The 24,619-nt window shown below is 69.8% G+C and carries 25 protein-coding genes; 23 read left to right on the plus strand and 2 right to left on the minus strand.

All coding sequences use genetic code 11. The annotated features are described in order from the left end of the window. Positions 1-273 precede the first annotated feature (273 nt). A complete protein-coding gene (locus AC07OA_RS15675) occupies positions 274-2,490 on the plus strand; it encodes a TonB-dependent receptor (protein WP_494664748.1) in 2,217 nt (738 codons plus the stop codon). Positions 2,491-2,591: 101 nt separating this feature from the next. Further along, positions 2,592-3,914 carry an amidohydrolase gene (locus tag AC07OA_RS15680; protein ID WP_494664749.1) on the plus strand — a complete coding sequence of 441 codons (1,323 nt, stop codon included), beginning with the start codon at positions 2,592-2,594 and terminating at the stop codon, positions 3,912-3,914. Between the two features lie 23 nt (positions 3,915-3,937). On the opposite strand, the gene AC07OA_RS15685 is transcribed toward AC07OA_RS15680, so the two are convergent. After that, positions 3,938-4,450 (minus strand): TetR/AcrR family transcriptional regulator, encoded by a 513-nt coding sequence (locus AC07OA_RS15685; protein ID WP_494664750.1) that lies wholly within the window; start codon positions 4,448-4,450, stop codon positions 3,938-3,940. A 434-nt stretch (positions 4,451-4,884) separates the two neighbouring features. Between AC07OA_RS15685 and AC07OA_RS15690 the strand changes: the two genes are divergently transcribed. The 16 genes from AC07OA_RS15690 (at position 4,885) to AC07OA_RS15765 (ending at position 19,895) form a co-directional block, all read left to right on the plus strand. Further along, entirely contained in the window at positions 4,885-5,103 is a 219-nt protein-coding gene (locus tag AC07OA_RS15690) for a hypothetical protein (protein ID WP_494664751.1), read from the plus strand. Between the two features lie 374 nt (positions 5,104-5,477). Next, entirely contained in the window at positions 5,478-6,155 is a 678-nt protein-coding gene (locus tag AC07OA_RS15695; RefSeq protein ID WP_494664752.1) for a carboxypeptidase-like regulatory domain-containing protein, read from the plus strand. A 1-nt stretch (position 6,156) separates the two neighbouring features. Then, positions 6,157-7,377, plus strand: coding sequence for a phage tail sheath family protein (locus tag AC07OA_RS15700; protein ID WP_494664753.1), 1,221 nt, complete (start codon positions 6,157-6,159; stop codon positions 7,375-7,377). A gap of 25 nt (positions 7,378-7,402) precedes the next feature. Then, positions 7,403-7,879 (plus strand): phage tail protein, encoded by a 477-nt coding sequence (locus AC07OA_RS15705; protein ID WP_494664754.1) that lies wholly within the window; start codon positions 7,403-7,405, stop codon positions 7,877-7,879. A gap of 3 nt (positions 7,880-7,882) precedes the next feature. Further along, on the plus strand, positions 7,883-9,310 hold the full coding sequence (locus tag AC07OA_RS15710) for a hypothetical protein (protein ID WP_494664755.1): 1,428 nt from the start codon (positions 7,883-7,885) through the stop codon (positions 9,308-9,310). Next, entirely contained in the window at positions 9,298-10,089 is a 792-nt protein-coding gene (locus AC07OA_RS15715) for a CIS tube protein (RefSeq protein ID WP_494664756.1), read from the plus strand. Before AC07OA_RS15710 ends, AC07OA_RS15715 begins: the two co-directional genes overlap by 13 nt. Next, positions 10,086-11,600, plus strand: a complete 1,515-nt coding sequence (locus tag AC07OA_RS15720) for a phage baseplate assembly protein V (RefSeq protein WP_494664757.1) — start codon at positions 10,086-10,088, stop codon at positions 11,598-11,600. The genes AC07OA_RS15715 and AC07OA_RS15720 overlap by 4 nt, the downstream gene beginning before the upstream one ends. 2 nt (positions 11,601-11,602) lie before the next feature. Continuing rightward, complete coding sequence (locus tag AC07OA_RS15725; protein ID WP_494664758.1) at positions 11,603-11,947, plus strand: hypothetical protein; 345 nt, start codon at positions 11,603-11,605, stop codon at positions 11,945-11,947. Positions 11,948-11,949: 2 nt separating this feature from the next. Further along, on the plus strand, positions 11,950-12,387 hold the full coding sequence (locus AC07OA_RS15730) for a GPW/gp25 family protein (RefSeq protein WP_494664759.1): 438 nt from the start codon (positions 11,950-11,952) through the stop codon (positions 12,385-12,387). Continuing rightward, entirely contained in the window at positions 12,387-14,918 is a 2,532-nt protein-coding gene (locus AC07OA_RS15735; RefSeq protein ID WP_494664760.1) for a baseplate J/gp47 family protein, read from the plus strand. Before AC07OA_RS15730 ends, AC07OA_RS15735 begins: the two co-directional genes overlap by 1 nt. A gap of 3 nt (positions 14,919-14,921) precedes the next feature. Next, on the plus strand, positions 14,922-15,464 hold the full coding sequence (locus AC07OA_RS15740; RefSeq protein ID WP_494664761.1) for a hypothetical protein: 543 nt from the start codon (positions 14,922-14,924) through the stop codon (positions 15,462-15,464). Positions 15,465-15,488: 24 nt separating this feature from the next. Next, positions 15,489-16,691, plus strand: a complete 1,203-nt coding sequence (locus tag AC07OA_RS15745) for a PASTA domain-containing protein (protein ID WP_494664762.1) — start codon at positions 15,489-15,491, stop codon at positions 16,689-16,691. A gap of 61 nt (positions 16,692-16,752) precedes the next feature. Beyond that, a complete protein-coding gene (locus AC07OA_RS15750) occupies positions 16,753-17,856 on the plus strand; it encodes a PASTA domain-containing protein (protein ID WP_494664763.1) in 1,104 nt (367 codons plus the stop codon). Positions 17,857-17,911: 55 nt separating this feature from the next. Then, entirely contained in the window at positions 17,912-18,889 is a 978-nt protein-coding gene (locus AC07OA_RS15755; protein WP_494664764.1) for a hypothetical protein, read from the plus strand. Between the two features lie 9 nt (positions 18,890-18,898). Further along, positions 18,899-19,507, plus strand: a complete 609-nt coding sequence (locus AC07OA_RS15760) for a hypothetical protein (RefSeq protein ID WP_494664765.1) — start codon at positions 18,899-18,901, stop codon at positions 19,505-19,507. A 94-nt stretch (positions 19,508-19,601) separates the two neighbouring features. Continuing rightward, a complete protein-coding gene (locus AC07OA_RS15765) occupies positions 19,602-19,895 on the plus strand; it encodes a hypothetical protein (RefSeq protein WP_494664766.1) in 294 nt (97 codons plus the stop codon). Here AC07OA_RS15765 and AC07OA_RS15770 read toward each other — a convergent pair. Continuing rightward, on the minus strand, positions 19,892-20,584 hold the full coding sequence (locus AC07OA_RS15770; protein WP_494664767.1) for a hypothetical protein: 693 nt from the start codon (positions 20,582-20,584) through the stop codon (positions 19,892-19,894). The two genes, AC07OA_RS15765 and AC07OA_RS15770, sit on opposite strands and share 4 nt — an antisense overlap. A 270-nt stretch (positions 20,585-20,854) precedes the next feature. Between AC07OA_RS15770 and AC07OA_RS15775 the strand changes: the two genes are divergently transcribed. The 5 genes from AC07OA_RS15775 to AC07OA_RS15795 all read left to right on the plus strand — a co-directional run bounded on the left by AC07OA_RS15775 (position 20,855) and on the right by AC07OA_RS15795 (position 24,617). Next, on the plus strand, positions 20,855-21,790 hold the full coding sequence (locus AC07OA_RS15775) for an MlaA family lipoprotein (RefSeq protein ID WP_494664768.1): 936 nt from the start codon (positions 20,855-20,857) through the stop codon (positions 21,788-21,790). Beyond that, positions 21,787-22,458 (plus strand): MlaC/ttg2D family ABC transporter substrate-binding protein, encoded by a 672-nt coding sequence (locus AC07OA_RS15780; RefSeq protein ID WP_494664769.1) that lies wholly within the window; start codon positions 21,787-21,789, stop codon positions 22,456-22,458. Before AC07OA_RS15775 ends, AC07OA_RS15780 begins: the two co-directional genes overlap by 4 nt. 62 nt (positions 22,459-22,520) lie before the next feature. Then, the gene (gene mlaD / locus AC07OA_RS15785) at positions 22,521-23,033 is read left to right on the plus strand and encodes an outer membrane lipid asymmetry maintenance protein MlaD (protein ID WP_494664770.1); all 513 of its coding nucleotides are present in this window, start codon (positions 22,521-22,523) and stop codon (positions 23,031-23,033) included. 1 nt (position 23,034) lies between these two features. After that, entirely contained in the window at positions 23,035-23,841 is an 807-nt protein-coding gene (locus tag AC07OA_RS15790) for an MlaE family ABC transporter permease (protein WP_494664771.1), read from the plus strand. Beyond that, entirely contained in the window at positions 23,838-24,617 is a 780-nt protein-coding gene (locus tag AC07OA_RS15795; protein ID WP_494664772.1) for an ABC transporter ATP-binding protein, read from the plus strand. Before AC07OA_RS15790 ends, AC07OA_RS15795 begins: the two co-directional genes overlap by 4 nt. Positions 24,618-24,619 lie beyond the last annotated feature (2 nt).

Below are 24,619 nucleotides of genomic sequence, written 5' to 3' on the forward strand. Positions count from 1 at the left end.
CGTCCCCGTCACGAATTGGTGGATAAGGCTGCGCGTCCGCTCGCCATCGCGTCTTCGATGCGATCCGATTCCCGTCTCTCATTCCAGAAAACATCGTTTTCCCAATATCTCGGCGCCTGAGACAGCGGCGCTGGCCGCCTGTCCGCGCGGCGTTCCGCATTTCGATCCAAATAATATCGATACGTAATCGTTGACTTATTGGTTCCCCGCCCCCGAGGCTTGGTTGTCGACCGGTTCCAAAGCCGGCGGTCATGCAAGAACGAGGGGATAAAAATGCATTTCGATCGGAGACTTCTGCTGTCCACCGCCGCCCTGTCGGCGATGCTGCTGTCGGCGGGGGCGGCCGGCGCGCAGGAGGCCGCCAAGGCTTCGGCCCCCAAGGCTTCGGCCGACATCGTCGAGGAGATCGTGGTCACCGCGCTGAAGCGCTCGACCACCCTGCAGACCACGCCGATGGCCATCAGCGCGGTCACCGGCGACAGCCTGCAGAAGATCGGCGCCACGGGCCTGCAGGACTATTTCCGCCAGGTGCCGGGCGTGAACCTCACCCAGGGTCAGCTGGGCCAGAGCCGGGTGACCATCCGCGGCGTGCAGGGCTCGGGCGAGGCCACCACCGGCCTCTATTACGACGAAACCCCGGTCACCGGTCCGTCGGGCACCACCCAGGATCCGGGCAACAACGCCGCCGATCTGAACCTGTTCGACGTCGAGCGGGTCGAGGTGCTGCGCGGTCCGCAAGGCACCCTCTACGGCGGCGGCTCGATGGGCGGCGCCCTGCGGGTGATCTACAACAAGCCCAACTCCCAGGAATTCGGCGCGGCCATCGAGGCCCAGGCCTCCGACACCAAGGGCGGCTCGGCCGGCTCGTACCTGAAGGCCATGGGCAACATCCCCATCATCGAGGGCAAGCTGGCCGCCCGCGTCACGGCCTATACCGAAGACCGGCCCGGCTATGTCGACAACGTCAAGCTCAAGACCACCGACGTCAACGACAGCCGCTCGTCCGGCTACCGCGCCATGCTGGGCCTCACCCCGACCGAGGACCTGAGCTTCGTCCTGACCAAGGTCCACCAGACCTCGTCCGCCGACGACATGGAAGGCTGGTACCAGCGCGTGGGCGAGTACCAGACCGACAGCACCGTCAAGCTGCCGCTGGACACCGAAATGGACATGACCAGCCTGACCGGCAAATGGTCCAGCCCCATAGGCGAGGTCACCGCCGTAAGCTCCTATTATCGCTACGATATCCTGCGGACCATCGACTTCACCCCGCAGTACAGGCCCTATGTCGGTACGGCCTACGGCGTGATCGGCTACCAGCCGGCCAATCTGCAGTCTTGGAACCACGAGCTGCGCCTGAGCTCCAAGGGCGACGGGCCGCTGCAATGGACGGTCGGCGGCTATATGGAGCTGCGCAAGGACCACATCGACAGCAACACCGTGCTGACCGACCCGGCCTCGGGCCTGCCCTATAGCCCCCTGCGCTACGTCACCGCGCGCTACATCGACACCGACATGAAGCAGACCGCCGAGTTCGGCGAGGTGACCTGGTCGCCCGAGCAGGTGGCGGGCCTGAGCCTGACCTTCGGTGCGCGCCACTACGACTACACCAAGACCACCTCGGGCGCGGGCACCCAGCGCAACCTGCTGACCGGCGCCGCGCCGGCCGGCTATTCCGAACAGACCGCCAAGGCCAAGGGCTGGGTCTACAAGTTCAACGCCGCCTACAAGATCAATTCGGACGCCATGGTCTACGCCACGGCCTCGGAAGGCTTCCGGCCCGGCGGCGCCAACAACATCCCGGGCCTGAACAGCCGGCTGGTGGTCTACAACCCCGACAGCCTGTGGAACTACGAAACCGGCGTGAAGACCACCTGGCTGGGCGGCCATCTGACGGCCAACGCCGCCGTCTACCGGATCGACTGGAAGAACCGCCAGACCGGCGCCCTGACCGCCGACGGCCTCTACTCGTTCATCACCAATTCGGGCGACGCGCGCATCCAGGGCGTGGAGTTCGAGTTGGCCGCCAAGCCGATCGCCGGTCTGACGATCAACGGCTCGATCGGCTACACCGACGCCAAGCTGACCGAGGACCAGGGCAACGCCGACGTGCTGGTGGACGGCTCGACCGGCAAGAAGGGCGACAAGCTGTCGTGGGTGCCGGACTGGACCGCCTCGGCTTCGGCCCAGTACGTGTGGCCGTTGCCGGTCGACGGCCTGAACGGCCTGGTCCGCGCCGACTACGCCTATACGGGCGACATGGCTTCGACCTTCCGTCCGGACTACGTCTACTACGACAAGTTCGGCGGCTTCAGCACGGTCAACCTGCGGGCCGGCGTCGAGGGCGACGGCTGGGGCGTCTACGCCTTCGTCAGCAACCTGACCGACGCCGTGGGGATCATGAACAAGAACAGCAACGTCGGGTACCAGGACCTGCTGTACGGCCTGACCCCGCGCACCATCGGCGTCAACGCGCGCCGCAAGTTCTGATCCGTGTATCCCGGCCGCCGTTCCGTAGGGGCTTCGCGCCGCGCGGAACGGCGGCCAAAGTATCGCTTACCAGGGAGGGCGCGGGCCGCCGCGCGAACCGCATGAAGATCAAGATCGCTCTGGCCGCCGTCCTGCTGGCCTCGACCGCCGTCCCCGCGCTGGCCGCCCCGCTCGACGCCGCCGCGACCAAGGCCGCCGTCGCCGCCCAGCTGGACAAGGACTATCCGCGCCTGGACGCCCTCTACAAGGACCTGCACCAGCATCCCGAGCTGGGCTTCCAGGAGGTGAACACCGCCGCCAAGCTGGCCAAGGAGATGCGGGCGCTGGGCTTCACCGTCACCGAACGCGTCGGCAAGACCGGCCTGGTGGCGGTGCTGAAAAACGGGGAGGGGCCTTCGATCCTGGTCCGCACCGAGCTGGACGCCCTGCCGATGGAGGAGAAGACCGGTCTGCCCTACGCCAGCACGGCCAAGGCCATGTGGAACGGCAAGGAGACCTTCGTCGACCATTCCTGCGGTCACGACATCCACATGGCCGCCTGGGTCGGCGCCGCCCGCGCCCTGGTCGCCCTGAAGGCGCAGTGGTCGGGCACGCTGGTCTTCATCGCCCAGCCTTCCGAGGAGTCGGTGTCGGGCGCCAAGGCCATGCTGGACGACGGTTTCATCCAGCGGTTCGGCAAGCCCGACTACGGCTTCGCCCTGCACGTGGGGCCGGGCATGGCGGGGCAGGTCTATTACAAGCCCGGCGTCCTGACCTCCAACTCCGACGCCCTGGAGCTGACCTTCAACGGGCGCGGCGGCCACGGCTCGATGCCGGCCGCCACCATCGACCCGGTGATGATGGCCGCGCGCTTCACGGTGGACGTGCAGAGCGTGATCAGCCGCGAGAAGGACCCGGCCGCCTTCGGCGTGGTCACCATCGGCTCGATCCAGGCCGGCAGCGCGGGCAACATCATCCCCGACAAGTCGGTGCTGCGCGGCACGATCCGCACCTACGACGCCCCGGTGCGCGACAAGATCCTGGCCGGGGTCGAGCGCACGGCCAAGGCGGTGGCCGAGATGTCGGGCGCCCCGGCGCCGGACCTGGCGATCGTCCCGGGCGGCAAGGCGGTGGTCAACGACGTGGCCCTGACCGCGCGCACGGCCGAGGCGTTCAAGGCCGCGTTCGGCGCCGACGCCGTGGCCATCCCCGCGCCCGGCTCGGCCAGCGAGGACTATTCGGAGTTCATCATCGCCGGGGTGCCGTCGGTCTATTTCTCGATCGGCGGCTACGATCCCAAGGCGATGGCCGAGGCAAAGGCGACGGGCAAGCCGATGCCGGTCAATCACTCGCCGTTCTTCGCGCCGGTTCCCGAGCCCACCATCCGTACGGGCGTCGAAGCCATGACCCTGGCCGTGATGAACGTGGCCCAGGGCGCGCGCTAGGCCCGCTAGGTCCGGCGTCTGGGCTAGAGCAGCAGCAGGCGTCGGATCACCAGTTCCAGCGTCTGCTCGGTGACCGGGCGGCCGGTGGCGTAGTTGTTCATCGCCAGACCGCTGAGCACGTCGATCACCAGGTCCGGATCGATCACCGGCCCGACCTCGCCCCGCGCGATGGCGCGCTCGACGACCTGCCGGTTGTAGGCCCGGCGCGTCTTGAAATCCTCGGAATAGCGCTCGGCGATCTCGGGGCGCACGCGGCCCTCGGGGATCAGGAAGCTCATGCACGGCCCCAGGACGGGGTCGTTGTAGAGGGCCAGCATGTTCTGCGACAGCAGGATCAGGTCGCGGACGATGTCACCGGTGTCGGGCAGGGCGCTGAAGCGGAAGGCCTCGTTGAACGCCTCGCCCACCGCTTCCATGGGCGTGGCCCAGCGGCGGTAGAAGGTGGCGCGCGGCACGCGGGCCCGCTCGCAGATCTTCTCCAGCGTCAGGCCCGAGAAGCCGTGGGCGGCCAGGGTCTCCAGCGCCGCCTGCTTCATGCGCCGCTCGACCTCCGGGTCCCTGGGCCTGCCGGGGCCGCGCCGCGGCGCCACGGATGGATCGACGGTGTTGGAAGGAGGGGTGGGCAAGAGGCGCGCGCTTTCGAGAAGTTCCTCACCCTAAGGTATCAGGGCGCCTTGGGCCAAGTCCGGATCGGCGATCTCGGCCGCCGGCCGCGCTTTTGGAAATCGCGGGTGGACGGATCGGAAAGGCCTGTTAAGCTCGACCTATAGGTTCAAAGTCGTTTCATATATCCTAAACCGAGAAACTTGACTGTAGGCCGCTCGGCGCACCGAGCGGTCGCCGGGCCTCCTTTGCCCGCGATCAGCAGGTCTTGGTCAGTCAGTCCGAAGCCAACGAGTGAGTTCCGCGTCCGTCTGAAACCGGGGAGGAACAGTGCGCGTCGAACGTAGCTTCATTTTGGGGTGTCGGCATGGCGGCGGTCCTGCTGCCGTTCCCGTTCCAGGCGCTGTCGCAGACGGGCACGCGCCCGTGCGAAACCCGCTCCTTCTTCCAGCCGCACGGCCTGCTCTGGCATCCCCTGGCCGGGGTGATGGCGGTGCTCCTCTACTTTTATTGGCGCGCGGAAAGGTCCGGCAAGGCCGTGGCCGACGGCGGCGCCGACAGTGCTCTGTCGTTTCGGGGGAAGTGAATTTCAACCATTGAGTTCATTTCGAGTCGCTTTCGTCGAAATAAAGACGCCCGATATGATCCTCTGTTCAGGCGTATTGCCAGATTAAAAATCGCCGTTTTTCTCGATCTTGTCCTGAAAATGGAAAATCAGAATGTGTGAAAAATAGCTGTCTATGGCATAAAGTGCCAAGTATAGGACAAATTCGGATCGGCATATATTTTCTGTAGATTTTCAGAAAAGCGAACGTGTGCGCCTACTGTCGCCTGTAACCACGTGGTTAAGGGTAAAAGTTCGATTCATCGAACGCTGAAATCCTATCTTTTCTTTTGGAAATTTTCCGACTTAGTATGGATGGACGTCCTGGAGTTGTACTCCGGGATGGGGAGCAGCAGATGGCCGAGGGGCTGGAGGAAACGACGCGAGACCTGATCGGCTGGGCGCAGGGCGTTCTGCCGGGGCGGAGCGTCGTGGCGCGCTCGCTCGGGGACCGCGAAAGCCAGGACGGGGTGGACATCCGCCTTGTCGGCTTGACCCCCCGCGCGACGCCGCGCGCGGCCTCGCCGTCGCCCCCCCTGACCCTGGCCGCCGACTATCTGCTGACCGTGCGCGCCGCCGATGCGATCGCCGAGCAGACCGGCATCCTGAACCTGATGCTGGCGGCCCTTGACTACGAGCATGCCGAGGTCGCCACCGACCGGGACGCGACCAGGCTTTGCATCGACCTGGGCCTGCCGCCCGCCCTGGGCCTGGTGCTGCGCGCCACCGTCTCGCGCCGCCGTCCGGCCACCCGCGCCCCGCTGGTGCGGTTCCCGCTCAAGGTGGCGGCCGGCGAGCTGGGTGTGCTGCAGGGCTCGGTCCTGGGCCCGGGCGATACGCCGGTGGCCGGGGCCATCGTCCGCGCCGAGGGCGTAGACCGCACCGCCCAGACCGACGCGTTCGGCCGCTTCCGCCTTTACGGCCCCGTCGGCGACGCCGTGGTCCGTCTCAACGTCCGGGCCCGAGGGGTCGAGATCGACGACGAGGTCGAGCCCGGACACCCCGTGATCCTTCGTCTACCGCTGGAGATTTGACATGCCGTCCTATTTGAGCCCCGGCGTCTATGTCGAGGAAGTCGACGCCGGTCCACGCCCCATCGAGGCCGTGGGCACCTCGACCGCCGGGTTCGTCGGAACCGCGCCCAATCCCGACGCCCGGGTGGACGAGGCCGTGGCGATCAACAACTGGAGCCAGTTCCTGCGCGAATACGTGCGCGACGGCGACAAGGGCACCGACCTGGCCAACGCCGTCTACGGCTTTTTCCTGAACGGCGGATCGCGCTGCTACGTGGTCAACACCAAGGCCGACGGGGCGATCGCCGGCAAGGGCAGGGGGCTGGACGCCCTGGCGGCCATCGACGAAATCGCCATCATCGCCGCGCCGGGCCGCACCGACGCGGCCTCGCAGGGCGCCTTGCTGGATGCGGCGGAGTCGCTGAAGGACCGCGTGGCGATCCTCGACGCGCCGCCCCGGGTCGACGACGTCGAGGTCCTGACCCGCGCCTCCGACGGCGGCGTCCCGCCCGCGCCGGCCGCCGACGGAGGCAGCGACGCCGGTCCCGCGCCGAAGGGCAAGGGTCCCAAGCCCGGCCTGCGTCCTCGGGATTCCGACGGCGGCTACGGCGCCTGCTACTTCCCCTGGCTGCGCGGCCGCGACGCCATCGATCCTGACCAGCTGGTCTCGATCCCCCCGTCCGGGCACATGGCCGGCATCTATGCCCGCACCGACAGCGAGCGCGGCGTGCACAAGGCCCCGGCCAACATCACCATCCGCGGCGCCCAGGGCTTGACCCAGATGCTGTCGCGGGCCGAGCAGGACGTGCTCAACCCCGTGGGGGTCAACTGCATCCGCTTCTTCACCCGCGAGGGCGTGCGGGTCTGGGGGGCGCGGACCCTGGCGCCCAGCGCCAGCAACTGGCGCTATCTGAACGTCCGGCGGCTGTTCAACATGATCGAGGAGTCGATCGCCATCAACACGCGCTGGGTGGTGTTCGAGCCCAACGCCGGCCCGCTGTGGAAGGACATCCAGCGCGACGTCGGGGCCTTCCTGACCCTGCTGTGGCGCCAGGGCGCCCTGGCCGGGGCCCGGCCCGAGGACGCCTTCTTCGTCAAGTGCGACGCCGAGACCAACCCGCCCGAGGTGGTCGACGCCGGCCAGGTGGTGGTGGTCATCGGCATCGCGCCGGTCAAGCCCGCCGAGTTCGTCATCTTCCGCATCGGCCAGACCGCGGCCGGCTCCACCGTCGAGACCGCCTGACCCCAAACCCTGAGGAGGATCCGTCATGGCTGAAGCAGCCGCGAAACAAGGCGAAGAGGCGGCCCCCAAGGTGGGCGCCATTCCCGATCTCTATCGCAACTACAACTTCATGCTCTCGTCCCGCGAGATGGGCGAGGTGCGGTTCACCGAGTGCTTCGGCCTGGGCGTCCGCATCCTGCCGATCCGCTATCGCGAGTCCGGCGCCGGCCAGATCGTCCGGACCCTGCCGGGTCCCGTCGAATATGCCGAGGTCACCCTGCGCTACGGCCTGACCAAGACGCCGGCCCTGTGGGACTGGCTCAAGGAGGTCCTGGCCGGCGGCACGCCGCGCCGGAACATCTCGATCGCCATGCTGGACGTGAAGGGCACCGCCGAGGTTCTGCGCTGGAACCTCGACAACGCCTGGCCGTGCGAGTGGAGCGGGGTGTCGTTCGACGCCCTCGGGCGCGAGGTGGCGATCGAGGAACTGAAGCTGTCCTTCGACTCCCTGACCCGGGCCTGACCCATGGCGCTTCGCCGGCTGTTTTCGGGTTGGCTGATCGCCGTGGCCGCCCTGGCGCGTTCCGTGGCGGCGGCCCTGGAGCGCGCTGCGGCGGACCGATCCGAGCCGGCGCCCGCCGCGCCGGCTCCGGTCATGGCCGCCCTGGCCGAGCGCTATCCCGGCGCGCCGGACCACTGGCTGGCGCTGGTCGCCGAACGCACGGCCCAGATGGCCGAGACCGGCGTGGCGCCGATGTCGGTGTCCAGCCGCCCGTCGGCCTGGCCGGAATCCCTTCCCGGAGCGGTCGCGCCGCTGGAGCCGCTTTCGCCGACGGCGCCGGGCGCTGAGCAGACGCCTCGCCCCGTCGTGCGCGAGCGGAACGACCCCGTGCCGTCGCTGGCGGCCTTGCAGGACCGGCCTTCGGAGGTCTGGCGCAGGCCTGAAACGCTGCGTGGACGCCGGCCGCGCCCGGTTTTCGCGCCGCTGGAAACCTCGTCCGTGCGCGAAGGCTTTCCGCCGGAAGACACCGGGCCGGCGGAGCGCCGCCCGCGTTCGCCCCTGAAGCTGGAAGCCCGCGCGCCGATCGAAGAGGCGGCGGCCAGGCCTTCGACCTGGGACGGCGCGCGCGACTGGAGCGGAGAGGCGACGGCCTCCGAACAGCGCATCCTTGCCCCGCCGTCGAAGTCTGCGCCGCCCGCGCCCGATTTCACGATGGCGCGGGAAGTCGTCGATCGGGTCGAACCGTCCACGCGGCCTTCCGATCCGCCGCCCGTCGCGGCGCCTCGCGCTCCGTTAGAGTCGACTTTCCCGACGCCGCCGGCGGTTCGAGACGCCTCGGCGGCCGTCGAGATCAAGGCTACGTCGCGCCGGTCGCCGTCGTTCGCGGACCGGCCGGTCACGCGTGACGCTCGTGCCGATGTTCCGATTCCTCCGCCGACATCCCGACGATCCACCGCGCGGGGTGCGATCTTCCAGGCCCTGGCCGCGCTGGTCCGACATCCTCGCACAGCGTTCCATCCGGCGGCGGCGAACGCCGATGCGGCTCCGGCCGTCCAGAGTCAGGATGACGGCGCGCCGCCCCCCCGTCAGGGCCCTTCGTTCCCTGAGCCGACCGCGCGTCCTACGCTTGCGCCCGAGCGGCCGCGCCCCGAAGCGGCTCCCCAGCGGCCGAGCGCCGAGCCTTGGACTGTTGCGGCGTCGGCGTCCCGCCCGCTGAGGCCGAACTGGCCTCCGCCGCTGGTGGAGGTGGCCAACGATCTGGAGCCGCAGCCGCGTTTCGCGCCTCCGTCATTGGCGAAGGCTTCGGCGCCTCGTGCCGCCCGTCCGCCGGCCGACGACCGCTGGCCCGCGTTTCCGCCCGCCGTCTTCGCGCCGCCCGTGGTGGCCGCGATCCCGTCGCCGCGCCTGGATGACCTGGCCCGCGAGCAGGAGGAGGGCCGATGGAGCGTGTAGCCTTCCTGCTGGAGCGGTCTGGCGAGCGGATCTCGTGCCTGCTCAATCCCGAGAACCTGGAAGCGCGGCGCACGGCCGGCCTGCGGGTCCGCCAAGGCGCGGGCGGCTTCCTGACCGGCCTGGCGCGGTCGGAGGACCCGCTGATCGCCACCGGCGGCGGGGTGACCGAATACGACCTGCACCTGCTGTTCGACGTCGAGGTCGCCCGCGAAGGCCGTCCCCCCAGCGCCGTCAACACGCCGGACGACCCGGCGAGCGTGGCCGGGCCGGCCGAGGACGACGACGTCCGGGCCCTGACCCGGCCCTTGTGGGACCTGACCGAGAACGCCGTGGCCGCCGACGGCTTCGCCGCCCCGCCCACGGTCCGGTTCATCTGGGGCAAGTCCTGGAACATCCCGGGCGTGGTGCTGCACGTGGCCGAGCGGCTGGAGCGGTTCAATGTCGACGGGGCGCCGCGCCGCTCGTGGCTGAGCCTGCGCCTGCGCCGTGTCGAGGAGTCCGAGCCGCGCCCGGCCCCCAGCCGGCCCGTCACGCCCCAGTTCGAGGCCCCGTCCGATCCGGACGGCGGCGACGGCCAGGCCCCCGCCGTGGACGTGCCGGTCGACAGCGAGGGCCTGCCGCTGGAGCGCCTGGATCAGATCGCGGCCGATCACTACGGCGACCCGGGCCTGTGGGCCGGGCTGGCGGCCATCAACGGCATCGACGACCCGCTGAATATCCCCGACGGGACGACCATCACCCTGCCGTCCCTGGCCGCCGTGTTGGAGGCGATGGCATGAGTTCGATCTTTGGCAACCGGCCCCTGACGGCCCGGCTGGGCGGCGCGCCCCTGGACACGGCCCTGGCGCGCTACGCGGTCTCGGCCTTCGTCCGCCAGGCCCTCAACGCGCCGGCCATGGCCGAACTGGCCTTCGCCGACCCGCCCGCCGACGCCCTGTCGGGCCTGGCCCTGGGCGCGGCCCTGGCGATCTCGGTCGAGGGCTCAGGCGACCTGTTCGAGGGCGAGGTCACCGCCGTCGAATACGAGCACGACGCGGCCCAGGGGCGGATCGTGCGCCTGCGGGCGCTGGACAAGCTGCATCGCGCCCGGCTGCGCCAGCGGGCGCGCACCCTGACCGACCTGTCTGTCGTCGACCTGGCCGGCCAGGTGGCGTCCGAGCTGGGTCTGGGCTTCGAGAGCGCCGAGCATGCGCCGAACCGGGCCCTGATCGTCCAGCACGACCAGAACGATTTCGACCTTCTGGTCGACCTGGCGCGCGATGCGGGCCTCTATCTGTTCCTGGAGGCGGGCGAGCTGAAGCTGGCCAGCCTGGCCGGGGCCGGCGATCCGATCGCCTTGAAGATGCGCCGCGAGATCGTCGAGGCGCGGGCCTCGGCGGGAGCGGACTCCCTGCGGCCCTGGGCGGCAACGCAGAGCTGGGATCCGTCCCGCGCGGTGTCGGCCAACGCCCGGGCGGGCCTGGCGCGGCAGGACGCCGAGGAACTGCGCGACGGCGGCCTGACCGCCTTTCCGGATCTGGGCGGTCGGACCCTGTTCAACCGCCTGGCCGCCGACGCGGGCGAGGCCGAAAGCCTGGCCCAGGCCGATCTGGACCGGGCGGTGGCGCGGGCGGTGCTGCTGGAGGCGACCGTCGAGGGCGACACGCGCCTGGGGCCCGGCCGGCGGGTCGACATCGAGGGGGTCGGCGATCTGGTCGACGGCCGCTGCGTGATCACCCGGGCCCTCCACCGTTTCGACGAGGCGCGGGGCTATGTGGTCGAGATCTCGACCGAGCCGCCGGCCCGGCCGGATCGCGCTCGCACCCCGGCCTTCACCCTGGGCAAGGTGACCGACGCCGACGATCCGGACGGCCTGGCGCGGGTGCGGGCCAAGCTGCCGGTGCTGGGCGACGTCGAAACCGGCTGGATGTCGGTGCTGCTGATGGGGGCGGGGGCCGAGAAGGGCGTGTCCATCCTGCCCGAACCGGACGACGACGTACTGGTGCTGTTCCCTGACGGCGACCCCGCCCGGGGCGTGGTGCTGGGCGGCCTCTATGGCGAGCGCGTCGCGCCGGGGCGGCCCGGGGCGAAGGCCGCCGGGGCCCGGGCCTTCACCGTGCGCACGCCCGGCGGTCAGGCCCTGACCCTGGACAGCGTCGACGCGATGGCCCGGCTGCAGACGAGGGCGGGCGGTCTGTTCGAGTTCAGCGCCGGCGGCTCGCACCTGCGGGCCAGCGGCGACCTGCTGATCGAGGCGCCGGGGCGCAAGCTGACCATCCGCGCCGCCTCCGTCGCGTTCGAGGAGGGCTGAGCATGCTGTGGCTGACCCAGGACGCGACATTGGTCTGCGATCACGGCGGCCGGGTGGGGATCGCTCCGACCCAGACCCTGGTGCGCATCAAGGGGCGTCTGGCCCTGGTGAACCCCAATCCGCAATCGCGGCCCATCGCCGCCTGTCCGAACGCCAATCCGGTGATCGGCCTGAAGCCGTGCCTCACGACCCTGGTCGTCAAGCAGGGCTATTCGACCTTCGTCACCATCGGCGGACGGGCGGTGTGCCTCGACACGGTCACCGGCCTGACCGACGGCTCGCCTCCGGGCACGGTCAATTACAACGTGGTCGATCCCGGCCAGCGGCTCGTGGCGGCGGGGAGCTGAGCATGGCGGGCGTTCGGGGCATTCGGTTCGACGGCGCGGAACTGGCGGGAGCGACCTCGGCCCTGCGGCCGCCCGCGGGTCTGGTTCTGTCGCCGGCCGGCCGGCTGGAGGGCGTGGGCGGGCACGAGGCCGTGCGCCAGGCGATCATCCTGCTGCTGACCACCATTCCCGGCGAGCGGGTCATGCGGCCCACCTACGGCTGCCCGCTGCACCGCCTGATGTTCGCGCCCAACGACGCCACCACGGCCGGCCTGGCGATCCACTACGTCCGCCAGTCGATCAAGCGCTGGGAGCCTCGGATCGAGGTCGTGCGGCTGGACGCCGGCGTCGATCCGGCCGCGCCCAGCCAGCTGACGGTCGCGCTCGACTACCGGGTGCGGGCCAGCAACCAGCCGGGACAGCTGAACTTCGCCCTCGACTTGCGCGGGGAGGCCGCCTGATGCCGCTGCCCACCCCCAAGCTGGACGACCGGACCTTCGCCGAGCTGATGGGCGACGCCATGGCGGTGATCGACCGGACTTGCCCGGAATGGACCGACCGCAATCCCAGCGATCCCGGCATCACCCTGCTGGAGACCTTCGCCTACCTGACCGACACCATGCTGTACCGGCTCAATCGCGTGCCGGAGAAGCTGTATGTCAGCTTGCTGAACCTGGTGGGAGCTCAGGTGCGGGCGCCGGCGGCCGCGGCGGCGACCCTGACCTTCACCCGCACCGACGTGGCGGGCGCGATCACCATCCCCGCCGGGACGAAGATCGCCACCAACGACGGCTCGGTGACCTTCGTCGTCACCAAGGCCGCGACCCTGGCGGCCGACCAGAAGAGCGTCGAGGCGCCCGCCCTGCATGTCGACATCACCGAGGCCGAGTCCGTGGGCGTCGGTACGGGCGCGCCCGGCCAGAGCGTGCAGGTGCGTCGCCCGCCGATCATCGCGCCGTCGGGCGACGGGTTGGACCTGATCGTCGGTGTCGAGGCCGATCCCGCCGAGCTGGCCGATGGGGCGGTGTCGCGCACGCTGGGCGACAAGAGCTACCGGATCTGGCGCGAGGTGGTCAGCTTCGCCGACGCCGCCCCGACCGACTGCGTCTATCGCGTGGATCGCGCCGCCGGCCGCATCCAGTTCGCCCCGGCCCTGGCCGGCGAGGGCTCGATCTCCCTGACGGCCGTGCCGGCCCTGGGGCGGGACATCCGCGCCTGGTATCGCGGCGGCGGCGGTCGGGCGGGCAATGTGGCGATCGGCGCCCTGACGGTGTTCAAGACGCCTATCGCCGGCCTGGCGGTGACCAATCTGGCGCGGGCCGCCGGCGGGGCCGAGGCCGAGACCATTCAGGCCGCCCTGAAGAGGGGGCCGTTGGAGCTGACGTCCATGCGCTGCGCCGTGACCGCCCGCGACTTCGAGCGCGTGGCCATTCGGGTGGGGGCGGTGGCGCGGGCCAAAGCCTACGCCCAGTCCCAGGTCTGGGCGCACGCCGCGCCCGGCGTCGTCGAGATCCTGCTGGTGCCGGCCGTCGAGACGGCCAAGCTGCCCGATGGCGGCGTGACCGCCCAGGTGGTGATCGATCATCGCAACGAGGAACTGCGGGCCCGGGTCCAGGCCGCCGTCGACGAGCGACGGCCGCTGGGCGTGCAGACCGCCGTGGGCTGGGCGCGGGTGCGGCCGGTTTCGGTGGCGGCCCGGGTGGTGGTCAGCCGCGAGGAAGACGCCCCGGCGGTGGAGGCGCGGCTGCGCGCCCGCCTCAACGCCCTGTTCTCGCCCCTGCGCGACGAGCCGTTCGGCCAGGTGCTGCGGGCGTCCGACGTCTACGAGGCGATGCTGGCCGATCCCAGCGTGCGCTATGCCGACCAATTGCGCTTGACCATCGGCGAGGCCCCGGACCGCGACGTGTCGGATCTGCTGCGCGATCCGCACCAGGCGCGCACCTGGTTCGCGGCCACCAACCAGGGCCTGAACCGCAGCCTCGACGACGGTGGCACCTGGTCGACGGTGTTCAAGGCCGACGGCGACCGGCCGCTGTTCGTGCGCCGCCACCGCGACCGGCCGGGCCTGGTGGCCCTGGGCGTGGTGCGCAAGACCGGCGGGGCCATCCACGTGTCGCGCGACTGCGGCGAGACCTGGAAGACCGACGCGGCGGTGTTCAACAGCGAGGTCTCCGACGCCGACTGGCTGGACCGCGAGGGCTCGCCCCTGCTGCTGATCGCCACGGCCGAGGGCCTGCGGCAGTTGAAGCCGTTCGGCGACGCGGGACCCTCGCCGGTGGTGGTGGACAAGGCCCGCGACAGCAAGGGCTACTACGCCGTGACCACCTCGGTGTCGTCGGCCGGCGTGGTCCAGGTGGCGGTGGCGGCGCGGGCCAAGGGCGGGGTCTATCTGTCGGCCCTGGGCGGGGTGTCCGAGAGCTTCCACTCGATCGGCCTGGTGGCGCAGGACATCCGCAGCCTGGCGGTGCAGCGGTTCAACGCCCGCGACTTCCTGTGGGCGGCGGCGGCGGCCGAGGCGGGCCAACAGGGCTCCGGCGCCTTCCGGGTGGAGCTGCGCTCGGGCGGGGCCGACGATCCCGAGGGCTTCAAGCCGTTCAATGTCGGCTGGCAGGGGGGCTCGTGCGAAGGCCTGACCTTCGCCGACCAGTGGGTGTTCGCCGGTTCCAACCGGGGCGGGGCGCTGGCCCTGGACAGCAGCGCCACGGCGCCGTCCTGGCGCGCGGCGCCGCTCGACGCCGGTTTGCCGATCCGCGACACCGAGCGGCTGCTGCACGTGGTGTCGTGCGTGGCGGCCGCGCCGGTGGCGGGGGCCGCGCCCATGGTGTTCGCCGGCGGGCCGATGGGCGTCTATCGCAGCGTGGACGGTGCGGCGCGCTTCGCCACCGCCTCGGCCACGGTGTTCACCGACCGCATCCCGCTGCCGCCCAACTGGCTGTACTGCGCCGACCAGCACCGCCTGTCGGTGGTCATAGACGACGACGTGGGGGGCTGACGGATGGACCGCGCCCGCATCGCCCGCCTGCTGCCCGAGACCTACCAGGCGGCCATCAAGCCCAAGAATCCGCTGGGCGCGGTGCTGGGCGTGATGGAGACCCTGCACGCGCCGGCCGAGGCGGCCCTGGCCAGCCTGGACGCCCATGTCGATCCCCTGCGCGCCCCGCCCGACTTCGCCCTGATGCTGAGCCGCTGGCTGGACCTGGACCGTTATCTGGACTGGACCGGCGGCCGGCAGGGCGAGGGGGCGCCGCGCTATGCGGCGGGGCTGGGCCGCCTGCGGCTGCTGTGCCTGGAGGCGGCCTATCTGTCGCGCTGGCGGGGCACCCGCCGGACGCTGGAGCGGCTGCTGACCGTCGCCACGGGGCTGTCCGGCTTCACCGTCGTCGAGAACCCGCCGGGCCCCAAGGGCGCGACGCGCCTTTTCCATCTGCGTGTCGTCGCCCCGACGGCCGCCAAGCCGCTGGCCGACCTGGTCCGTCGCATCGTCGACGAGGAACGCCCTGCCTACACCACGTACGAAATCGAGTTTTCCGCAGCCTGATCGCGAGCACGAGGACGAAGACCCATGCCGAGTTTCGAGATTCCGGACGGCCCCACGACCCTGGCCCTGAAGACGGAGGCCGGATTCCACAAGGGGACGGCGACGTTCAACGTCACCAACAAGACCGGCGAGGGACTGACGGGGCGCTTCAGCGTCCAGATCCAGGGCGCGGGCAAGGCCGAGTGGTACACGATCCAGGGCGAGCCCGAGCGGCCCGTGGCGGCCGGCGAGACTCAGACGGTGATCGTGGCGGCCAAGATCCCGGCGGCGACCCCGCCCGGCCAGCACCGCGTCAAGCTGCGGGCGACCAACGTCAACGATCCGGACAACGACTTCACCGAAAGCACGGCGGCGGCGGTGACCGTTCCGGCCGCGCCCAAGCCGGCGCCCAAGAAGCCGTTCCCCTGGTGGATCGTGGCCGTGGCCGGCGGCGTCCTGGTGCTGGTGATCGGGATCATCATCGCCGTCGTGGCGCTGAGCGGCGGCGACAAGGGCAAGAAGGACGTCGCCGCGGTCAAGGTGCCCAAGGTCATCGGGCTGGAATACGCCGCCGCCGTCGAGGTGCTGAAGAAGGACGGCTACGCGGCCGCGCCGGTGATCAACGCGGTCTCGCCCGACCAGCCCCTGGGCTTGGTCTTCAAGCAGGACCCCGAGGCCGAGACGGCGGCCGATCCCAAGACCACCGAGGTCAAGCTGACCGTGGCGGTGGGCGAGACGGTGACCGTGCCGGTCGTCGTCGACAAGCCCTATGTCGGCGCCCAGGCCCTGCTGGAGGATCGCGGGTTCACGGTGGCCGCGCGGGTGGTCGGCGATCCCACCGGCAAGGCGCCCGACACCGTCCTGACCCAGGAACCGGCCGGCGAAGCTTCAGCGCCCAAGGGCAGCCCGGTGACCCTGACCGTCGATCCTGGCGTGGTCGTGCCCGATCTGGTCACGCCCCAGTTCGACGGCATTGCCGGCATCAAGACCCTGCAAAGCGCGGGGCTGGAGATCGGCACGATCGGATCGGCCTGCCGCGGCACGGTCGACAAGATCATCGAGCAGAGCGTCGAGGCCAAGGCCAAGGTCGCCAAGGGGACCAAGGTCGACATCGTGATCGGCGCCCCGTCGGTGATCATCAACAATCGTCGGAGCTGCCGCCTGATCATCCGGCCCGAAGTCCTGACCTTCGCCAACAGGGCCAAGGTCTCGACGGTCGCGCCGCTGCAACTTCAGAAGGTCCAGTAGCCGCGTTTCGTGAAGCCAATTCGGGGGCTCTTGAAGCTTTCGCGAACACAAGGACGAACACATGCCGAGTTTCGAGATTCCAGACGGCCCGACGACCGTGCCGCTCAAGAGCGAGGGCGGTTTCTACAAGGGGAGCGCCGTCTTCAGCGTCACCAACAAGAGCGAGGAGGGTCTGACGGCGCGTCTGGGCGTCCAGATCCAGGGTGAGGGGAAACCCGAATGGTATCAGGTCCAGGGGGAGCCGGAGCGGCCCGTGGCGTCCGGGGAAACCCAGACCGTCACGGTCGTCGCCAAGATCCCCGGGGCGACGCCGGCGGGCCAGCACCGGATCAAGCTGCGGGCCATCAATGTCAACGACCCGGACAACGACAGCACCGACAGCTCGGCGGCGGCGGTCACCGTTCCGGCGGCCGTCACGGCCACCAAGCCGCCGCCCAAGCCGTTCCCCTGGTGGATCCTGGCGGTGGTCGGCGGGGTGCTGGTGCTGGTGATCGGGGTGATCGTCGCCATCGTGCTGCTCAGCGGCGGTCCCAAGGTCCCGTCGGTGGTGGGCCAGACCTATGCCGAGGCGGTCAAGGTGCTGGACCAAGCCGGCTACAAGGTGGTCAAGCGGCTGGACCAGGAGTCGGGCGACAAGAACGCTGAAACCGTGCTGACCCAGGTCCCCGCCGCCGGAACCAAGGCCAAGAAGACCGAAGAGGTCGCCCTGACCGTGGCCATCGCCAAGGTGGTGGTCGCGCCCGAAAAGCCGGTGGAAGAGCCGCCGCCCGTCATCGCCGAGCCGGAGGTGATCCCGGCCGAGGCGGGCTGCGAGCCGTCGGTCGGCACCTGCATCGACGGCTTCGTCTGGCGCAACGCCTTCGCCAACGACCGGGTCTGCGTGACGCCGGAGTCCCGCAGCCTGGCGGCCCTGGAGAACGCCCAGGCCGGCGCCCGACGCAATCCGGGCGGCGGTCCCTACGGCCCCGATACCTGCCTGCAGGGCTTCGTCTGGCGCGACGGCGTCCAGGGCGACCACGTCTGCGTGACGGTGGAGCGGCGCACGATCGTGGCCCAGGAGAACGCGGCGGGACCGTCCCGCTACCGCGCTTGCCGGCCGGCCCAGACCATCCCCAGGCCGACCCTTCCGTCCCGGCCGAGGATCACGCTGCCCGGCCGTCTATGAGTTCGAGGGGCCGTCGTCGGGCGGCCCCTCGGGCGACTTCAAAAGGAGACCCGACATGGAGCGGATATTCTCACTCGAAGCGATCCTGGGCTCGCTGGCCTTCGGTGTGGCCGGGGCCATCGTCGCCCTGATCGTCCGGCTGGCCAAGGGCGACGGATCGGCGGCCCTGTGGCGCGTGCTGGAGACCTTCCTCACCGCCACCTTCGGGGCTTTCCTGGCCCGTACCTTCATCAGCATCATGCTGAGCGTCGGCGGGGACTCCGACGCCGCCGTCACGGTGACCAGCCTGCTGTTCTTCATCTGGCCGGGCGTGGTGAACCTGATCTCGCTGGGCTTCGGTCATCCGGTGATCGGGGTGGAGGCCCTGCTGTGGATCGCCCTGGTGGTGGGCGGGCTGATCGGCCTGTTCGACGGGCTGTGGGCCACGCACAAGTGGGCTGGCCTGGGCGTCCCGGCCTTCCTGCTGGACGTCACCTGGGGCTTGGGCGGCAACACCAACGGGGTGCTGATGCACCTGATCAACTTCGCCTGGGGCGACCACGGCGACGGCGACAGCGAGAACCGTCACGACGCCCATCGCTACAAGCAGGGCTTCGCGGTGCGCTCGGGCTTCGCGTTCACCCAGGGGGCGGTGATGAGCAACACCGACACCTGGGACCCGACCTCGGACCTCTTCAAGCACGAGACCATCCACATCTGGCAGAACCGGGTGCTGGGGCCGTTCTTCTGGTTCTCCTACGTGGGCTGGATGGGGCTGGTCCTGATCCCGGCCCTGATCGCCGGCCTGATCGATTCCAGCCGCCGGGTGGGCGACGCCATCATGTGGTGGACCTATTTCGACAATCCCTGGGAGGTGATGGCTTACGGCATCGCCAATCCCGGCGACCGGACGGGCCAGGTGTTCATGAGCGGCGGCGGCACGGTGACCGGCTGGGTCTGCTGGCCCTGGGCCCTGGCCATCGTGCTGTCGGTGGTGGGCGTGGGGGCGCTGGGGACGGCGTTCGTCGCCATCCTGATCGCCGGCTATGGGTGAGGGGGCGGGATGAAGGTGGTCGTCATCATCCTGGTGCTGGTCGTCATCGGCTTCGCCGTGGCGATCGGCGTCGGCGTGGCCCGCAGCGGTCAGAGCCCCTCGGCCGGCGGCGGTCCGCCCACCCGCGACGGCAAGATCGACGAGGACGCCCTGGAGGACTGGGAGCCGCCAGCCATGGCCGCCCTGATGGGCAAGATCGCGCGGCCCTTCGCGCCCAAGCTGCTGAAGAAGGCCGTCGAGGTCTCGGGCCAGGCCGGTTCGGGCCTGGATGCCGGCAAGCCGGGGACGCTGAGCGTCGAGCCCTCCAAGAAGGACATGCGCATCGCCCGGGTCAGCCTGGTCTCGGGCGTAGCCGCCCTGGCGACGTACGAATGCTTCGGCGGGGACGGCAAGACCTGTCCGCAGACCGTCTGTCTGTGCGAGGCGGGTTCCAGCCTCGCCGAGGACGACATGGGCGCCTGCCCAGAGAGTTGGCGCAAGGCGCGCCGGTCGGGCGACGGCGAGCACCTGGCCTGCGCCAAGGACGACGCCGCCGTGGCGCTGGTCGTCTATCCGGAAGGGGGATCGATCAGGATCGAGCCGGTGGCCGGCGAGGCCGCCACGGTGTCGATCCGATGAGCGCGCCGCGCCCATTGACCCAGATTTCAAGCGGTGGCGGCCGTCGGGTTCCGCCCTCGTCCCTGTTCGTCAGAGCGAAAGAAGGAGACGTGTCATGCGATGGATCGTGTTCGCCATCACCCTGGTGATCGGCGCCTTGGCGGTGATCGTGCCGTTGGCCACTCACTGGCCCGAACCGGCGGCGGCCGTGGGCCTGGGGATCGGGGCCCTGGTGGCCGCCCTGTGGGCCGGGATCCGAGGCCTGGTGGCGGTGATCTCGGGCTCGGCCACGGCGTCGTCGGTGCGGGTGACCGCCACCTGGACCCTGGACGGCCTGGACTGGGCGGTGATGGCCGGGGCGGTGGTGCTGGGCGTGGTGATCGGCGTGATCGTGCAGCTGGCGACCTAGACCCGCACCGTCCGCAGCGCCGAGATCGTCGCCAGCAGCGAGCCAATCAGCAGGATCAGCAACCAGATCGCCCCGACGATGGCGATGATCAGCGCGCCGATGGCGTCGGTGATGCTGGCCAGGAAGCCGGGCGGGAAATCGATCAGGAACGAGACCAGCAGGGTCGCCCCCAGCGACACCGCGCTGAGGATGACGATGCCCTTGTTCTGCAAGAACCGCTCGTGCGCCAGGATCAGCAGGATGCAGAAGGCGATCTTGAGCAACAGGATCAGCCCCAGCGTCGCCGTGGCCGCGCCGGTGGGAAAGTCGGCCCAGGCGGCGAAATAGGCGATGGTGCCGAACGGGATGGCCACCAGCAGGGTGACCATCAGGATCAGCAGGCCCAGCGCCACCAGGGCCATGGCGATGGCGCCCAGCAGGCCGAAGAACGACAGCACCAGGGTGACGATCCCCTGGATGCGGCCCACCACGCTGCGCGACAGCAGTATGCCCAGGCCCATCAGCAGGACGGTGTAGAGCAGCAGCCCGTCGAGCAGCGGCAGGTAACTAATCCCCAGTCCGGGCGTTGAGGCTTCGAAGCCGGCGTCGTGCACGGCGTTCAGCACGAAACCCGAGGCGCATTCGATCAGCAGGGCCACCAGCAGCATGAAGCCGGCCAACCAGAAGAACGGCGCGCGCAAACGGTCCATGGGTTCGGTCCTGGGGTTCGGCCTCGCTTTGAAAGCGAAGTCTGCCCAATCTCCACTATCGCGACAAGTGCTTGTAAGATGATCGCTCAGGTTGCTGGGGTTGACCGATCGCGGGGAATTGGCCGAATGCGTCCTGATTTGAATACAGACGCTGCTTCCGTACCCGGATGACATCCGGTAAGGGGCCTGACCCTTGCTTAGCTTGGGCAGGCGCCTACATGCCACCTGCTGGGAAGCCGGTACGAGACCGCAATGATCGGGGATAAGGCCATGAAGGAACGGCTCGCCAACGCCGTCGAACGAACCCGGTCGACGGCCGTGGCCTTGGCCATGATCGCCGCGGGCGGTCTTGTGGCCGGCGCGTCGCCGGCCCTGGCCCAGACGGCCGAGGGGCCGACGCCGGGCGCCAATACGGCCTCGACCCAGGCCGTCCACGATCCGCTGGAAGGCTTCAACCGCGGCAGCTTCGGCTTCAGCATGGGGCTGGACCGCGTCCTGCTGCGCCCCATCGCCCACGGCTACATGGCCATCACCCCGTCGCCGGTGCGCCATCGCGTGAGCGCGGTGATCTACAATCTGGGCGAGCCCAGCACGACGCTGAACGACATCCTGCAAGGCCGTCCCAAGCGCGCCGGCCAGTCCTCGGCCCGGTTCCTGATCAACTCCACGATCGGGGTGCTGGGACTGTGGGATGTGGCCTCGAAGATGAACATCCCGGCCCACGACGCCGATTTCGGCCAGACCTTCGGCCGTTACGGCGTCAAGCAGGGACCGTATCTCTACGTGCCGGTCGTCGGCCCCTCCAGCTTCCGCGAAGGGGTGGGCCGGGTGCTGGATTTCGTCACCGATCCGGTCGGCATCGTCGGCGGCGGCTACACCACCACCTTCGGCGCCACGCGCCTGGTCACCCAGACCATCGACACCCGCTATCGGGCCGACACCGCGTTCAAGGCCCTGGACGACGCGACCGATCCGTATGTGACGGCCCGCTCGGCCTTCGGCCAGTATCGCGAGGCCTTCGTGCGCGAAGCGACGGGCGAGGCGCAGGTGCTGCCCGACTTCGACGACGTCTCGACCGAGCCGGCCGCCGCGCCCGCCGACGCTCCGGCCCAGCCGGCGGCGGCGAGCGAGCCCGCCCAAGCTTCGCCCGAAACCGCGCCTACGACTTCGACGGACGCCACCCCCGCGCCCGCCACGCCCCAATGACTGTCCCGGAAACGACCATGACCAAAGCCCGCCCCACCCGCCGTTTCGTCCAACTGGCCCTGGTCGCGCTCGTCGGCCTGGGCGCGCTGACCCAGGCGAAGCCGGTCCTGGCGCAAACGGCCCGCGACGCCGGCGCCGAGCAGTTCGTGCAGACCCGCGCCCAGCGGGTGATCTCGGTCCTGGCCGACAAGAACCAGAGCGTCGCCCAGAAGAAGGCCACCTTCCACCAGGCCATCGACGAACTGGCCGACGTGCAGAAGATCACCAACTTCGTGCTGGGCAAGTACGCCCGCACCATCACGCCCGACCAGCGCGCCCGGTTCTCGACCGCCTTCCGCACCTATGCCGAGGGCGTGTACCAGAATCGCATCGACGACTATCACGGTGAGGTCCTGAAGGTGACGGGCTCGGTCGTCCGCAAGCCGGGCGACGTGATCGTCAACACCACGATCTCCGGCGGGCAGGTGGGTTCGCCCCTGCCGGTGTCCTGGCGTGTGATGGGCGGCGGCAATTCGTGGAAGGTGGTCGACGTCCAGTTCAAGGGCGTGTGGCTGGCCATCACCCAGCAGCAGGACTTCGTTTCGACGATCGACAATGCCGGCGGCAATATCGACGTACTGATCTCTCAGTTGCAGCGTGACGCCCAGCGTCCCGCCGCGCGCAAATAAGGCTATAGGACAAGGTTCGCCGTTCGGGCGGAGAACCTCGTCTGCTTCGAAAGGATAAGGGGTTGCGCGATCAATGGGCCGAGACCTTGATGGGTCTCCTCGTTCTCGTCCTGGCGGGAGCTTTTCTCGTCTATTCGCTGAGCGTCGGCGGCGTGGGCAACAAGCCGGGCGGCTATGACGTCACGGCCAAGTTCGGCCAGGTCGGCTCGCTGGCGCCGGGCGCGGCGGTCAGCGTCGCGGGCGTCAAGGTCGGCACGGTTTCGGAAATCAAGCTGGACCCCAAGACCTTCCTGGCGGTGACCAAGCTGAGCCTGGACCCGACCGTCAAGCTGCCGGCCGACTCCACCGCCAAGATCACCAGCGACAGCCTGCTGGGCGGCGTCCACGTGGCCATCGCTCCGGGTGGCGCGGTCGAGGACCTCAAGCCGGGCGGCGAGATCGAGAACACGCAAGGGTCGGTCGACCTGTTCGGCCTGATCGGTTCGGTCATGCGTCCGCAAGGCGGCGACACGGCTCCGGCGGCCGCGTCCGCGCCCGCGGCGAACCCCGCCGCCACGGCTCCGGACAGCTACTAGGATGGCCGCGGCCGGCGCGGCGGTCCCCGCGTTCCTCAAACCTGTCCGCACGATCGGGCGCTCGACGTTCGGCGCCCTGAGCATGGTCGGCGGGGTAGGGGTCTTCGCCCTGCGCGGCGTGGCCTCGGTGTTCACGCCGCCCTGGTTCGCCGGCCAGTTCCTGCGCCAGCTGATGGCCATCGGCTTCTTTTCGCTGCCGGTCGTCGGTCTGACCGCGATCTTCACCGGCGCGGCCCTGGGCCTGAACATCTATACCGGCGGTGGGCGGTTCAACGCCGAGCAGGTGATGCCGCAGATCGTCGCCCTGGGAATCACGCGCGAGCTGGGGCCGGTCCTGGCCGCCCTGATGCTGGCCGGCCGGGTCTCGGCCGCCATCGCCGCCGAGATCGGGGCCATGCGCGCCACCGAGCAGATCGACGCGATGCGCACCCTGTCGACCGATCCGTTCCGCTATCTGGTCGCGCCGCGCCTTATGGCCGCCACCCTGGTGCTGCCGTTGCTGACCCTGATCGCCGACATCATCGGCGTGGCCGGCGGCTGGCTGGTGGCCGTGCGGATCCTGGATTTCAACGCCGGCGTCTACATCCGCAACACCGTCAACTTCCTGCAGGCCTGGGACGTCGGTTCGGGCCTGATCAAGGCGGCGGTGTTCGGTTTCATCGTGGCGCTGATGGGCTGCTATCACGGCTACAACGCCAAGGGCGGGGCGCGCGGCGTCGGCCGGGCGACCACCCACGCGGTGGTGTCGTCGGCCATCCTGATCTTCGCCTCCGACTACTTCCTCACAACGCTGTTCACCCACGCATGACCGCCCCCCTTCAAGCCGAAGTCGCTAAACTCGAGTGGAAGGGCGTCCGCAAGCGCTTCGACGGCGCTCCGGTGCTGGACGGCCTGGACCTGTCGGTGGCCAAGGGCCGGTCGCTGGTGATCATCGGCGGCTCTGGCCAGGGCAAGTCGGTGACGATCAAGGTCGCCATGGGCCTGGTGCGGCCCGACGCCGGCGAGGTGCTGGTCGACGGCAAGGCCGTGGCTTCGGGCGGGGCGGGGCGTCGCAAGCTGTTCGAACGGATCGGCGTGCTGTTCCAGGGCGCGGCCCTGTTCGACAGCCTGACGGTCTGGGAGAACGTCGCCTTCCGCCTGATCAACGCCGACGGCGTGCCGCGCAAGGAGGCTAAGGTCCGGGCGATCGAGGCCCTGGGCCGCGTGCGCCTGGGCGCGAACGTCGCCGATTCCTATCCGTCGGAACTGTCGGGCGGCATGCAGAAGCGCGTGGGCCTGGCCCGGGCGGTGGTGGCCAATCCCGAGATCATCTTCTTCGACGAGCCGACCACGGGGCTGGACCCGATCACCTCGGCCGCGATCAACGAGCTGATCGTCGACCAGGTGAAGGGCCTGGGCTGCACGGCGGTGTCGATCACCCACGACCTGGCCTCGGCCCGCACCATCGGCGACGAGATCGCCATGCTGCACGGGGGCAAGATCATCTGGCGCGGCACGCCCGCCGAGCTGGACAGCACCACCGATCCCCATGTGCGCCAGTTCGTCGACGGACGCGCCGACGGGCCGATGACCAGCGCGGTCTAGGC

Source organism: Caulobacter sp. GW821-FHT09B08, from assembly GCF_059418225.1.